12 protein-coding genes are annotated in these 14,519 nt (G+C 46.7%); 1 reads left to right on the top strand and 11 read right to left on the bottom strand.

Annotated elements, in window-relative coordinates; all coding sequences use genetic code 11:
- Positions 1-64: 64 nt before the first annotated feature.
- From hemW to gpr, 6 genes are all read right to left on the bottom strand, one after another.
- Positions 65-1,219: a radical SAM family heme chaperone HemW gene (gene hemW / locus AF333_RS07655; protein WP_043065566.1), complete on the bottom strand. Its 1,155-nt coding sequence runs from the start codon at positions 1,217-1,219 to the stop codon at positions 65-67.
- A 145-nt stretch (positions 1,220-1,364) separates the two neighbouring features.
- A complete protein-coding gene (gene lepA / locus AF333_RS07650; RefSeq protein WP_043065565.1) occupies positions 1,365-3,176 on the bottom strand; it encodes a translation elongation factor 4 in 1,812 nt (603 codons plus the stop codon).
- 67 nt (positions 3,177-3,243) lie between these two features.
- Positions 3,244-4,356 (bottom strand): M24 family metallopeptidase, encoded by a 1,113-nt coding sequence (locus tag AF333_RS07645; protein WP_043065564.1) that lies wholly within the window; start codon positions 4,354-4,356, stop codon positions 3,244-3,246.
- Positions 4,357-4,483: 127 nt separating this feature from the next.
- Positions 4,484-4,801, bottom strand: coding sequence for a DUF3679 domain-containing protein (locus AF333_RS07640; RefSeq protein WP_052520510.1), 318 nt, complete (start codon positions 4,799-4,801; stop codon positions 4,484-4,486).
- Positions 4,802-4,816: 15 nt separating this feature from the next.
- Positions 4,817-6,004, bottom strand: coding sequence for a stage II sporulation protein P (gene spoIIP / locus AF333_RS07635; protein WP_043065563.1), 1,188 nt, complete (start codon positions 6,002-6,004; stop codon positions 4,817-4,819).
- Positions 6,005-6,219: 215 nt separating this feature from the next.
- The gene (gene gpr, locus AF333_RS07630; RefSeq protein WP_043065562.1) at positions 6,220-7,329 is read right to left on the bottom strand and encodes a GPR endopeptidase; all 1,110 of its coding nucleotides are present in this window, start codon (positions 7,327-7,329) and stop codon (positions 6,220-6,222) included.
- 147 nt (positions 7,330-7,476) lie between these two features.
- Between gpr and rpsT the strand changes: the two genes are divergently transcribed.
- Positions 7,477-7,743: a 30S ribosomal protein S20 gene (gene rpsT, locus AF333_RS07625; protein ID WP_021623039.1), complete on the top strand. Its 267-nt coding sequence runs from the start codon at positions 7,477-7,479 to the stop codon at positions 7,741-7,743.
- A gap of 64 nt (positions 7,744-7,807) precedes the next feature.
- On the opposite strand, the gene holA is transcribed toward rpsT, so the two are convergent.
- From holA to AF333_RS34315, 5 genes are all read right to left on the bottom strand, one after another.
- Complete coding sequence (gene holA, locus AF333_RS07620; RefSeq protein WP_043065561.1) at positions 7,808-8,872, bottom strand: DNA polymerase III subunit delta; 1,065 nt, start codon at positions 8,870-8,872, stop codon at positions 7,808-7,810.
- Between the two features lie 341 nt (positions 8,873-9,213).
- Positions 9,214-10,482 carry a zf-HC2 domain-containing protein gene (locus tag AF333_RS07615; RefSeq protein ID WP_043065560.1) on the bottom strand — a complete coding sequence of 423 codons (1,269 nt, stop codon included), beginning with the start codon at positions 10,480-10,482 and terminating at the stop codon, positions 9,214-9,216.
- 1 nt (position 10,483) lies between these two features.
- Complete coding sequence (locus tag AF333_RS07610; protein ID WP_043065559.1) at positions 10,484-11,026, bottom strand: RNA polymerase sigma factor; 543 nt, start codon at positions 11,024-11,026, stop codon at positions 10,484-10,486.
- 427 nt (positions 11,027-11,453) lie between these two features.
- Positions 11,454-13,859, bottom strand: a complete 2,406-nt coding sequence (locus AF333_RS07605; protein WP_043065558.1) for a DNA internalization-related competence protein ComEC/Rec2 — start codon at positions 13,857-13,859, stop codon at positions 11,454-11,456.
- 2 nt (positions 13,860-13,861) lie between these two features.
- The gene (locus AF333_RS34315; RefSeq protein ID WP_052520509.1) at positions 13,862-14,497 is read right to left on the bottom strand and encodes a MazG-like family protein; all 636 of its coding nucleotides are present in this window, start codon (positions 14,495-14,497) and stop codon (positions 13,862-13,864) included.
- Positions 14,498-14,519: the final 22 nt, after the last annotated feature.

The following is a 14,519-nucleotide window of genomic DNA, read 5'->3' as shown; positions in this document are numbered from 1 at the left end:
CTCCTTTGTTAGCACTCCTAGATAATGAGTGCTAAAAAGCTTACTTCAAAAATACCAAAGGAGATCAAACTTTGTCAACTAGCCCTAAGAATCTTGCGAAAACCTCGTTCCCTAATGGAATGCCACGACGGGTAAGATGCAAGCGATCCCCGCTCCACATAAGCAGACCAAGCGCAGTAAGCTCATCGATAACTGGACTGAATTGCTCTTGAAGCGTTATGCCGTATCGATGCTGAAAATCGCTTGCGGATACGCCTTCCATCATTCTTAGTCCCATAATCATATGGTCTTCCATCTGTTCAGAACCGCTCACAGTAAACTGTTCAACTCGCGGCAGTCCCTTCTCGACTGTAAGCTGCATATACTGCGCGAGCGGACTGGCATTAACATGTCTCTCTCCATTCACATAGCCGTGTGCCCCCGCCCCGATGCCATAATAATACTCATTACGCCAATATGTCATATTATGACGGCTCTCAAAGCCGGGCCTGGCGAAGTTGCTGATTTCATATTGACGGTACCCGCGCTTCGCCATCTGCTCCATTAATCGTTCATACATGAGGACTTCTTCATCCTCTGTCGGCAGAGGAAGCTGGTCTTTTTCGTATAATGTATGAAACAGCGTATTCTCTTCCACTTTCAGACTGTAGGAAGAAAAATGAGGCAAGTCAAGTCCAAACGCCTTGTCCAGTGTATCTTGAAAATGTGCAACCGTCTGGTCAGGCAGACCGAAAATCAAGTCGATCGAAATATTATCAAAGCCTGTTCTCTTCGCATTTTCCAGGCTGCGTAATACTTGTTCACTATCATGGATTCGCCCGATTCGCTTCAGCAAACGATCATCAAATGATTGTACCCCAAAGCTAATCCTGTTCACGCCGCCCTCTCTCATAATCGACAACTTCTCTATATCGGTCGTTCCAGGGTTAGCCTCCATCGTAAATTCTATATCTGCGCTCCACTGCGGGAAGTGCCGACGTACCGTCTCAAGGAAATGCGCCATCTGTTTCGGATCGAGAAACGTTGGCGTTCCTCCCCCAACAAAAATCGTTTTAATCTCTCCCGGTGGGAACCTTCGCACCGTTTCTTCCATTTCTTTATTTAAAGCATCCAGGTAATCCCACACCAATTGCGGATTCTTCGTTACATACGAATTAAAATCACAATAGTAGCATTTATTCGTGCAAAACGGAATGTGGATATACACGGCCTTCGTCATACCGTATCACCTCTCAACAACCTATAGTTAGTAAGAAAAACTCGCGGACGCCTCCGCAGCGACATATACCTTCTTATCCGTCAAAAAAAGAGCGGAAGTAAAAAAACTTTTACCCCCCGCTCCTCATCGTTTCGTTCGCAATAAATTATTCGTCCATTTTCAGTACTGCCATAAATGCTTCCTGCGGTACTTCTACGCTTCCTACGGATTTCATGCGCTTTTTCCCTTCCTTCTGCTTCTCGAGCAGCTTTCGCTTACGGGAAATATCACCGCCGTAGCACTTGGCAAGTACATTTTTGCGCATCGCCTTAATTGTTTCACGCGCAATAATCTTATGACCGATGGCCGCCTGTATCGGCACCTCAAACATTTGTCGCGGAATCAAATCCTTTAACTTCTCGCATAGTACGCGTCCGCGCTGGTAAGCAGTATCCCGGTGTACGATAAAGGACAAGGCATCCACCACTTCACCGTTCAGCATAATATCCATTTTTACCAGTTTGGATTTTTTATAGCCAACCAGTTCATAGTCAAACGACGCATATCCTTTCGTGCTTGACTTCAACTGATCAAAGAACTCAAAAACAATCTCAGCCAGTGGCATCTCATACACAATCTGCACGCGCGTCTCGTCAATGTACTGCATATCAATGAAATCGCCGCGCTTACGCTGACATAAGTCCATGATTGCGCCGACAAAATCTTTCGGCACCATAATCGAGGACTTCACGTACGGCTCTTCAATGAAATCTATTTTTTGCTGTTCTGGCATGTTCGACGGATTCTCAATAGAAATTTCTTCGCCATCCGTTTTTGTTACATGATAGATAACACTCGGGGCCGTCGTGATTAGCGGAATGTCGAATTCACGTTCGATACGCTCCTGAATAATCTCCATATGCAGCATACCTAAAAAGCCGCAACGGAAACCAAAGCCGAGCGCCTGCGACGTCTCCGGCTCAAACTGCAGCGATGCGTCGTTCAGCTGCAATTTCTCCAGCGCTTCGCGCAGATCGTTGTAATCCGCACTATCCACCGGATACATACCGCTGAATACCATCGGATTTACTTTACGATAGCCCGGTAGCGGTTCGCTTGCCGGATTTTCAGCCAAAGTAATCGTATCCCCAACCCTTGTGTCGCGAACTGTTTTGATACTTGCAGCGATAAAGCCTACATCGCCCACCGTTAGTTCGTCTACTTGTTTCGGAAACGGGGCGTGTGTACCAACTTCAGTAACTTCGAATACACTGCCGGTTGCCATCATTTTAATTTTCGAGCCTTTTTTCACAGTGCCGTCCACTATACGCACATAAGCGATGACGCCACGGTACGCATCATATAAAGAGTCGAAGATGAGCGCCTTCAGCGGTGCATCTGGGTCACCGGTTGGAGCGGGCACCTTTGACACTACTTGCTCCAGAATCTCTTCGATTCCGATACCAGCTTTAGCCGAAGCGAGCACTGCGTCGCTTGTATCGAGACCGATTACATCTTCAACTTCCTGCTTGACGCGCTCCGGTTCTGCGCTTGGCAGATCGATTTTATTAATCACCGGCAGAATTTCCAGGTCATTATCCAGCGCCAGATACACATTGGCCAGCGTCTGAGCTTCAATTCCTTGCGCCGCATCCACGACGAGCAGAGCGCCTTCACAGGCGGCTAAGCTGCGGGATACTTCGTACGTAAAGTCGACGTGTCCTGGTGTATCAATCAGATGAAGAATGTACTCTTCACCGTCTTTCGCTTTATATTTCAGCTGAACGGCATTCAGCTTAATCGTAATGCCGCGTTCCCTTTCCAAATCCATTTGGTCTAGGAACTGATTTTCCCGCTCTCGTTCGGTCAACGCGCCGGTAAATTCGAGAATCCGGTCAGCCAGCGTCGATTTACCGTGGTCAATGTGAGCGATGATGGAGAAGTTTCTGATTTTCTCCTGTCTTTGTCTGCGATCCATACAATACCTCCCACGAGGAAAAAATGCACTAAAGATTATTATATCAGGCGCTGGTACGAACGGCAATTTAAATATCGAGACGTGTTAAAGTCTTCGGAAATGAAGTCAGAACCTCAGCCCCGTAGTCAGTAACATGTATATCATCCTCGATCCGGACGCCGCCTACACCCGGTACATAAATGCCCGGCTCAATCGTAAATACAGCACCAGCCTCCATCACCTCTTCATTGGCTCCATGAACAGAAGGATATTCGTGCACCTCCATGCCAAGCCCGTGACCAATGCGATGAGTGAAATACTGTCCATAGCCTGCACCCTCAATTATATCACGCGCTGCACGGTCTACTTCGGCCAGCGGGCGCCCGATTTGTACAGCACGAATGGCCGCCTCTTCCGCCGCGAGCACTGTATCGTACATATGCTCCAGCTTTGTCGAAGGTTCGCCTATCACGAATGTACGGGTAATATCTGAACAGTATCCATCCTTAAACACACCGAGATCAAACAGCAGAAATTCCCCTTGCTTCACCTGTGTCTTTCCCGGAACACCGTGTGGAAGTGCGGAATTAGCTCCCGCAAGCACCATCGTGTCAAATGCAGGTGCATCTGCTCCTTTCTTCTTCATTATGTACTCAAGTTCGGCTACTAACTCTATTTCTGTTATATCTGCTTTAACCTTTTTCAATCCTTCTGCCAACACCTCCTCCACCAACTCTGCCGCGGCTTTGATTTTCAAAATTTCATCAGCTGATTTTCGGTTGCGTAGTTTCGAAATAAAGCCACCCACATTCACAAGAGTGGAATTCTCAAACACCGAGCTTAATTGCTCCGCCTGGCTTAGCTTTATATATTCTTTTTCTACTGCTATACACCGGACAGCAGCCCTGCTGTTCTGTTTCACCTTGGTGTACGGATTATCTGTATCCTGTATACCTACAATCTCCTGAATCAGTGTATCCGTGCTGCCCAGCTCTGATTCCGCTTTTTCCTTCTCCAGTGAAGGCAAGAATAGTACCGCTTTATTATCCTGAAGCAAAAGACCAAGAAAACGTTCATGCGGATCACACATAAATCCGGTCAGATACGCCACTGATAATGGAGAAGTAATGAGGGCAGCTTCTGCCCCCAGGCTTTGCAGTTCCTCGCGCACTCTGTTCAATCGCTCCAAATATATACTCATGTCTGTTTCCTCCTCTTTTGTATTGTTCTATATAATTCTAGTCCGATCCGCTCTTTCCTCTCGATATGTTATGCAAGAAGCGTACGACAAAATAAAAAAGAAACCGCATCAGCGATTTCTTTTTTATTTATAGCTTATCCATAACCCATTCCATCATATTACGCGTAGCAGTAACTACCCAATTTCGTACACTGTTCCCTGTATGACTAATCCAATTCTCGCTTGACGTTCGTGCAGCAGACAATGTATTTTCCGTTACGACCTGTTTGCCCAGCACTTCTACTTCAAAACGCCCGCTCTCTACCTTCTTAATATAAAATCCTTTCACTGGCTGATCCGAGGCTCCTTCAATGCGCTGGATGCCTTTTTCCGCCAGATTAATGCCGCACAGAATACCTACAAATAAGACTCCGACAAGCAAAAAGAATTTGGCGGCCAGCTTCACCGTGTTCCCTCCCGCTTACGATCGTTTCGGCTGTGTCTTCGCATTCGCTTTCTCCGCTTCCCAATACACTTCAGCTATTGCTTCCGCCAGCACATCAGCCGTGCGGTAGCATTCCTCCAGCGTATTATCGACGCCTCCTACTTCAACCAGGATGGCGTTCGGTGAAACGGATTGGTTATATTCACCATTCCCACCTTTTTTGCCGAATATACCTTTAGACAAACCTGGGTATTTCTTTTCGACTACATTGTGCACTTTGAGCGCAAACTGCTGATTTTTCTCCCAATTTTTGTTGCGCATTCCGACGACGAAATGGATTTGCGCGTATGATTTTCCGTCCAGGGTAACCGTAGTAGATTTACGTCGGAGCGAGTCACGGTGAATATCGATGAAATAGTCCAAATCCCGGTTTTGGGCCATCACTGCCTTGACCGCTTTTAACGATTCAGCGTACGATAGCGCATACGGTGCGCCCCGGTTAATAAGTCGGCCTGTGAAATCGGTGGTGCCAACCGATGAACCAATGCCGTTCTTCTCAAGGGATTGCGCCAGGCGCCGACTCACAAGCGTAATGTTTTTCTTTGAATCCATCGCCAGATCTGGATTGTTCTTAGCGCGCGCTTCTGGAACGGCATGTACCCACGATTCCCGGTTATGGGTGTTATAAATGAAAAAAACTTTTCTACCGTTCGTAGACAGCACTTCCTGCTCCATCGGCTTCTCTGCCTGAGCTTTCGCCTGGGCGTCTGTTGCTGTCTCCGCGTCCTTCTTCAACGCTTCCGGCGGCGGGGATGATTCGAAGGGCAACTCGCTTAGTGCGAGGTCTTTGCCTGACACAAGTACTTCTGTATCGAACAAGCTAAACCCCGGTAATTCATTACCGAGAAAGCTGCGGGGATCTTTCGGATTAATGCTGGTAATCAGGCGAAACGCCAGAGAAGATATATTAATATTCTCTTCAGTCTTTTGCGCGGCTGTAAAATATGGTATTTCATAGCCCATAGTACGAAGCAGGACACCGCTGGACATTGCTACTGTCATCTTGCCCACCTGCTGTGAGGATAATCCCTTACCTGCCTGCGAAGCGAACAGAATTCCCATTAATACAAAAATAACCGCCGTGCTCAGCGAAAGGAGGACGAAACTCTTTTGTACGCCTGCCCCATATAAATTAACAACAAAATTGCGATTTTTTCTCGACATGCTGTATTCTCCTTTCCCGTTGCTCGGATGGTTGTCCATCGTCTTCGCCATGCTTTCTATTAATCTATGAATCCGATATGATACATAGAACGCAAATTACGGAAAAAGAGAAGCAAGAAAAAGAACCATCATCATTTTTTTCTTAGGGAAATGGTGATGGCTCTTTTTCTTGCTTCATTGAACAGACACTGCATTCAACTTGTTTTCTTATAACTTTAATGTGTATACGCAGATACGTTATTCATATCAATAGAATGGTGAAGAGCCGCGTTCAGGCCACTAGCGATAATATTTGCAATATCTTCAACGTAGTCATCAACTTCCTTCGGCGTAACGATAAGATTATGACCAAGCGGAGCCAATACCTCATGAATGAGCTGGCGCTTCTCTGTTTCCTCCAACTCGCCTATCATGCCAAGAATCGCTTTCTGTTCCGCTTCATTCGGCATATCCTCATCCGTGTATCGCTTTACTTTACCAGGAAGAGAAAATCCACCAGGTGTCAGACGGCTTGCAGGCTTTGGATTTTTAGCCTCATTAAGCTGACGGCCCAGATGAGCAAGCATATAAGAAATCGTGTCATGGACAATCGTTGTCGCATCGACAACTGTAGGTACACCCACAGCAATGACCGGGATACCAAGTGTTTCCTTTGTCAACGGCTTTCGTTTATTGCCAACACCAGAGCCCGGACTAATGCCTGTATCAGATATTTGAATGGTCGTATTTACACGCTCTAACGCACGTGAAGCAAGTGCATCAACCGCAATAATAAAATCAGGACGTGTTTTCTCAATAATTCCGTAGACGATTTCGCTCGTCTCAATGCCGGTAATACCAAGCACACCGGGAGAAACGGCACTAACCGGTCGGTACCCGTCTTCCACTTGGTCAGGCATAAGTTCAAACAGATGACGAGTCACCAGCACGTTCTCTACTACCATAGGACCGACCGCATCAGGCGTAACGTTCCAGTTGCCTAGACCGACAATAAGTACGCTGTCTTTTTCTTTTAGACCGATTGCTTCAAGAAATGCATGAAACTCCTGGGCGAAGCGGGTTGCCACCCGATCCTGCAGTTCTGAGTCTTGCGAACGCAGGCCCGGCACTTCCAAAGTAACGTAACGTCCCGGCATTTTGCCAATTTGTTCCGCACCCTCCATCGTTTCGATGACCATCTTTGATACAGTAATTCCCGCTTCTTCTTCACTATGGAAACGAACGCCAGCAAGCTCCTGCATGTGTTTCTGTGTCGCCATCTCGCGTGCTTCAAGCGCCAGGTCCGTCCGTACAGCATATACGCTTAAGTCAAGCCGTTTGTCCATGCATATCACCTCGTTTTCATACTCTCCTGTTCCTTCTTTATTTATACGAAGAAAAACTTTCTTGCAAACCCTGGTAGCACATGATACAATTTCTCTTGTTGACTTTATAACAGTAGTATTACCGGATGCACCAAGGAGGTGAATCTCATGCCAAATATTAAATCCGCGATCAAGCGTACAAAAACGATTGAAAAGCGCCGCGCACACCGTGCCGCTCAAAAATCTACTCTACGCACTGCGATCAAAGGAGTAGAGGTTGCTGTAGCAGCAGGTAATGTAGAAGCAGCTAAGACTGCACTGCAAGCTGCCAGCAAGCATTTGGACAAAGCAGTAACCAAAGGTCTGATCCACAAAAACGCAGCTTCCCGCAAGAAGTCTCGTTTGGCGAAGAAGGTTAACGGCCTGTCCGCTTAAGCATATATGAATGCATTCATATTAAGAAAAAGCGACCTGTAACACGGTCGCTTTTTCTTTTGTCCTATGATTTATGCATGATATCTTTTAACCCTAGAATAAAAAGCTCAAGAGCCAGTACTTTATCAACCTGTCCTGTCTTAATTCGGATGTCCTCCTCCGCAAGCCTGTGAATAATTCGCTTAAGAGCCTGTTCGCTGAATGCGTGCGCCTGCTCGCTCGCCAGCTTTGCAACATACGGATGAATACCGAGCAATGAAGCCATCTGCTGTTGAGAGTACCCACGCGGCTGTAACGTTTTAATCTGAAGCAGAATTCGAAACTGCCGCGCAAGCAACGTGAGAATCTTTAACGGCTCCCCTTCTCCTCTCGTTTCACTGCTCCCGGTATTAAGTCGTTGGAGATCGTAATACATCCGCATCGCTTCTTCAATCTGCAGACGGGCAATTTTATCGATTAATCGAAATATATCATGCTCCAGCTCCCGTGTCGCCAGCGTCTCCACAATATGCTCAGTAATCTCTTCGCCTTCTCCTACATAGACCGCCATCTTCTCAATTTCCTTATCCAACTGGCGCAAATGTGCCCCGCTCATTGCGATTAACAGCTCCGCTGCTGCAGCATCCATGCCAACACGGTAACGTTTCGCCTGACGAACTACCCAGTCAGCGAGCGCCGCTTCTTTTAGCGGGGCGCATTCAACCATAACACTATCTTTTTTGAGCGCTTTGACTACTTTTTTCCGTTCATCAAGCTTGTCCTGTGCCACTTCTAGAATAAGCACCGAATAGTCCGGCGGGTTCCCTACATACGTACTCAGCACATCCATATCATGCTCAGGCGCACCCGCAGGAAGCTTACTTCCTGTCAGAAATAGCGCGTGCGACGCGCGGACAACGCGTTTCTCTCCCATAAAAGGAAAAGTTTCCGCATCCTGCAATACCGTCTGGACAGGAGTCTCACGTAAGTCATACACACTATAATTGAAATCCCGGCTTGCCTCATCTAGTACACGTTCTTCGATTAACCGAACGGTTTCATCTACTATGTATTGCTCAGTACCATAAAATACGTACACAGGAGCGATTTTCCCCTGTTTAATATCCCGTACAATTTGCCGTATTTCCATCTATGTCACCTCAATTCTCCCTACATATTATATAAAAAACTCGCGGGCATTGCCTCCCGTCCTTTTTCCACAACGAAGCCAAACGGCCGCTTTGTATCACTTCAGGCGGACCGACGCCCGTTTGGGGCACGATGTAGTGACTATCCACTCTAGGTGGTACTGGATAATCAACACCCTTGATACTATACAAAACAAAAAAACCATGGCAAGGTGTGCCATGGCCTGTGGAAGGCTGTGCGTATATGTAAACGCTCAAGGTCCAGGTGGGCCCTTTTCCCGGAGACCGAGCGATAAGCACCGTTGCCTTTACTACATCATACGCACGGGAAAAGAAAGGGTGCTTATTTATTATAAAGTGGACGCTCAATATTTTTTTCGAGATCAATCAGCCATTCCTGCGGCTGTGAAGCAGTAGCGCCGTCCTCGCCTTTTCGGCCAATGTATTCAAGCTTATACACAATCTTCTTCTCCGCAATCCAACGGTACGATACATTATACATCTCGTTCCATGTATGGGTGACAAATTCAATGCCCCCATCTGCGTTGCGGACCAACAGAGCATTATTCGTCTTGCTCACAAAATACTCCTGTTTCGTTGACTTATTTGCATCGCTTTGCTCTGACGCAGCTAGGCCTTGTTTTGCCGGCTTTTTCGGCTGTTTTCCCTCTTCCTGAACAAAAGCTACCAATCCGTTCGAACCGGCTTTTTCCTTATCAGCAGGAGGTTCTTCTTCCTCAGCTGACGCCTTGCTGTCTCCGGATGAATCCGGAACCTGTGCAATCGCTACCTCGGGACCTGAACTATTTGTAATTGGCTCATCCGGCTTGGGCTTGGCTGTCCCGGATTCATCATTCGGCTGAACAGAAGATTTATTCGTTGATTCCTGCTTCGGCTCTTCCGACTTTGGCTTCGGTTCACTTGCCGACCGTTGCTCAGGATGCACTTCCGGTGCTTTGGAAGCTCCTTGTGGCCGCTCTACAGGAGCGCCTGCGCTTCCCGCCGTATCTGGGCCAGTGGAGCTATTATCAGAAGACTGTTCTCCCTCAGCTTTCCCGTCGGCAGGCGGCTGTGTCTCGGCAGGCTGTCCCTCCTGCTCCATCTGCTGTTTTCGGCGAAGCTCAACCTGTTCCTCATCGCCTGCAGCGGCCATCGTTTTCGCTTTTGTTCCGATGGCATCCTCCACACGGGCGATTTCAGAAGTCGAAAGCGCCGTCTCCTGAATGTCGGTATTCTTATAATTAAGCGTAAAAGCAACAGCCGATATCAACAAACCAGCCGCCGTAGCTCCGCCGATATAGCGATACCAGATTGCCCTGCGCGAAAGGCGCCGCGGTGATTCCATCGCTGCGGCCTGCTCCTTCGCAACAGGCGAAATGCTGCGCTCGCTATCAATCCGATCAAGTTCCGGCAAGATGGATTCTACAATGCTATATGGCGGTTCCACCATAGGAAGCTGCGCCAGATGCGTAGAGAGAGAGTTCAAGCGGTCATATAATGACGAACAATCCCGGCATGCCGCCAAATGCAACATTAGCTTTTCTTTTTCAGCATCAGTAAGCTCGTCGTCCAGATCACGCTGTATCCACTCGTAAGCTTCTTCGCAACTCACTCTACACACCACCTTTCTGATATTCATGTAGTAATTCCTGAAGTTGTTGCCGGGCCCTATAGAGGTATGATTTTACGGTATTCAATGGCATATTCATAACTTCCGCAATTTCTCCGTACGATAAATCTTGTAGGTAGCGCAACGTAATAACCGTACGCTGGTGCTCTGGAAGCCGCTTGATCGCTCTTCTGACTTCTTCTGCCATTCCCGCCCTTTCCACTTCCTGTTCTACGTTTTGTACATCATACAGGGTAAGCTCGTGCTGATCAATCGATACGGTTTCTTTCTTTTTGCGAAATTTATCTATGCACACATTGGTCACGATACGCTGCACCCAGGTTGAAAATTTCGCTTTCTCCTGGTAGGTATCGATTTTTGTATAAATTCGAATTAACGCCTCTTGAGAAGCGTCCAGCGCGTCTTGCTCGTTCCCTAATACGTAAAAAGCGGTGCGGTAGACGGAATGCTCTATCGCTTTCAATAATCGTACAAGAGCTTCCCGATCTCCGTTCTGGGCGGAGCGTACTAACTCTGCATCAACCACGCCCGTGCCTCCCCTCTCAATACCTCAGACGTAAGGTATATACTAAATGTTGCACGAAATGTTGCACGAATGTCTAAAAAATTTATTCCGCCTCAACGGGTAGTAATATTCCCACCTCAAGGCTTGGACAAATCGAGGAAGTTTAGGTGAAGAATAAGCTTCCCTTAAATGTCTGATATGTTCAACTATATACATCTGATTTAATAAATCGACAAATTCTTGTGGTGAGAGGTAAGAAAAGAGTGAAAAAATCAGAGGTTGGAAAAAGATACGTTTGCCTTTCTTCTGCTGGAGCGCAGGGCGCATCCACCCTCTTCTTTTTCTGAATCACCTACTTCCAACCACGCTACCCTGTCAAAATATCAAGTGTAATTTATATAGCATGCAGTGGAGCATGAAGAAAACCCTCACTGTGTGAAGCCTCACTTTATCTGCATCCAATAGTGGATTCTATTGTTTTGTATGTAAGCGCGCCTTCACGCACACGTACGACCGCTGCGCCGCATCTATCGGTGCGAAGAATGACGCTTCCATTCGTCGTCAACCTTTCTATTACTTCGCGATGCGGATGTCCGTACCGATTTTTCTTTCCGGCCGAGATGACAGACAGCCTTGGCGAAAGAGCTTCCACCCAAGGCTTAGATGTTGAAGTTCTGCTCCCGTGATGGCCAACTTTAAGCACATCCACTGGTCCGACAGCTTTCTCATGCAGCAGTCGCATTTCTCCTTCCTGTTCCAAATCACCGGTAAAAAGAAACGTTGAGCCGTATGCTTCAAGCCATAATACAACAGAATATGCATTATCTTCTCCTTCTGGTGAAAACGTACGGACAGGATTGAGAACTCGCCAGACGATGCCTGGTTCTTCATTCCACACTTGACCCTGTTTGGCTTCCATTATAGGAATACGTTTATAGTGAAGCAATTCATTCACTTTTTTTTCAATTTCGGTACGAGCCGCAAGTCCATTAACCAACACCTGCCGGACAGGCATATGTTCCAGCAGATAGGAAATACCACCAATATGATCACTATCACCATGAGTCATAACAACCAAATCTAGCGAAGAAATTCCTTTTGCATGCAGAAAAGGGACCACAGTCGACTTGACCGGATTAAATGGTTCGCGTCGCTTCTCCCACAGTTGTTCTCCAAAACGAAGTGGAGGACCTCCGCCGTCAATCAACACGGTGCGACCGGGTGTTTCAATTACGATAGCATCCCCCTGACCCACATCCAAAAAAGTAACCACCACTTCTTTTTTCGGCCATGAAAAAAAGAGCATGCCAAATAGAAGTACTGGAAAAAGGACAAGGCATATTTTTGTTTTCCAATTAAAGGTTATTCTATCATACAACCATGCAGTAAGAAAGATAAGCCAGCATAAATAACCCACCATCCACCATAGCGAAGGCGATTCGAAAGCGAATCGCAGCGAGTAATCCTGCTCTATGATGCGCAGCAACCGCAGTGCAGGAAGCAAGAGAATATCTACCACTTTGGACGTCAAGAATCCAAGAGCCGGATGTACGCTCCCCAAAATGATAGAAACAACTGCCAGTGGCGCAACCAATATACTAACAAAAGGAACAAATAAAAAATTGATCAGCGGTGATAGAAAAGAATATATGTGAAAATAGTAGATTGTTAGCGGGAATGATACCAATGTCGCCGCAATCGTAATCGCGCTCAGACTCCTTATAGCTAGCGGTACGAAGGTATATTTATTCATAATGGGCGGTACAAATACTAGCAAACCAAAAGTAACAAGATACGATAGTTGAAATCCGACATTATGAATATAATACGGATCGTATCCTATCATAAGCAAAAATGCAGCACCTAGCAAATTCCATCCGTCTTTAAGTCTGCCTACAAGCAATGCAAGCAAAACGAATTCGCCCATAACAAGAGCACGAACAGCCGAAGCGCTCGAGCCGCTCATGATTACATACAAAGGTAAAAATAATGCAGTCATTATATAGGCTCTCCGCTTTGTTACACCGCATAAGCGTAATACATAAAGCAACCCTGCACTTAGCAACGTAATATGCTGTCCAGAGATCGCAATAATATGCGTAAGGCCCAATGAAGAAAATGTTCCATATACATCCGGGTCGATATCATCCACCGCTCCCAGAAGCATACCGGCAAGCAACCCGGCCGTCTCTGGCGTAAACAGAGTAAATGCACGATCCGCCAGCCACCGTTGCGAAGACATCATCGTTCCGGTAAAGTTCAGCTTAGCTTCCTGATAGGAGAGGCTGCGCATATCCATAATCTTGCCAAGACGGTGAATTCGTTGCCAATGAAGATAGGCGGGATAGTCAAATGATTCCGGATTAGTAGGAGAAGCCGGTATCGTCAATTCTATGGGACCTGTAAGTTCTGTGCCGTATCCAAGCACTTTTTCCGCTTCGTTACGTGAGGCTTTATCCCGGAAATACAGCGTGGTTTGAACCTGTTCCGGTCGTAGCAATTCCTTGCTGTCCAATCTATCAAGGCGCAGGATAAACTTACATTGATTTCCATCAAAAATTACAGCGCTCTCAATACGGCCAGTAAACGTCACATTCGCCGCTTCTGGCAACAAACTTATGTTGCGTTGATCTGTCCATATATAATATATAAATCCTACATACAAAAAAACCAAACCTATCAAAACTAGCGAGCGGGGAAACACTTCTTTCCGAAGATAGAGCGGAAAAATTCCAAGCACCGTTGTCAGCAAAAGCAGGCCAAGGCCTGCGCGGACGCTATGAACAAACTGAGAAGCGCAAATAAGTCCGCCCAGCATGTACAAACTATAAACCAAAAGCGTCCGCTGCCTCATCATTATCCCACGTACCCGCGCCTTTTCAATTTATCTACGTGCATGCGCATAAGCGCGTCAATATCCATTAAAAATGTTTCTTCCAGTATGTATAGCATCGTAAAACAGCATTGAGCGATATGTAGCAAGTTCAAACCGCACCCTTTGAGAATTTGTTCATCCGTATATACCCTCGCCTCGCCACTTGCACCACGAAACTTGCCGATCCACTGAGCAAATCGTCCGATCGCTACCGAAATGTTCAGTACTGTGCTGTCCATTGTAACGCCCGGAATAACCAATCGAGGCAAGCTCATTTCCCGAAATCCGTCTTTATTTACATTAATATAAATATCTCCAGCTACACTCTGCAAATATCCTTTACGTAATAGCTTAGCTAGATGGTCATCAATCATTTCTTCCAATCGTACATCCGGTGCTAAATCTTCCAGTACGAAAGTCATGGAGATACAGGTCTGTGCTACATCCAGCAGTTCACCAGCCACATTCTCAAGCGCTTCACGTGCCCGTGGTGTTCCTTGCTCATCTATCCAGCACAGTATGGCTTCGCTTAATTCCCCCTGCTCCTCCACCAATTTATGAAACGTTGATTCCAATGAAGGAACCAACCGATTCAATCTGGGAAGCACTATTTCCATCCTCATTCCCTTCCTTTCTCCC

It is taken from the genome of Aneurinibacillus migulanus, assembly GCF_001274715.1.
In the GTDB taxonomy this organism is placed as follows: Bacteria; Bacillota; Bacilli; order Aneurinibacillales; family Aneurinibacillaceae; genus Aneurinibacillus; species Aneurinibacillus migulanus.
This window is presented reverse-complemented; position numbering and strand designations above follow the sequence as displayed.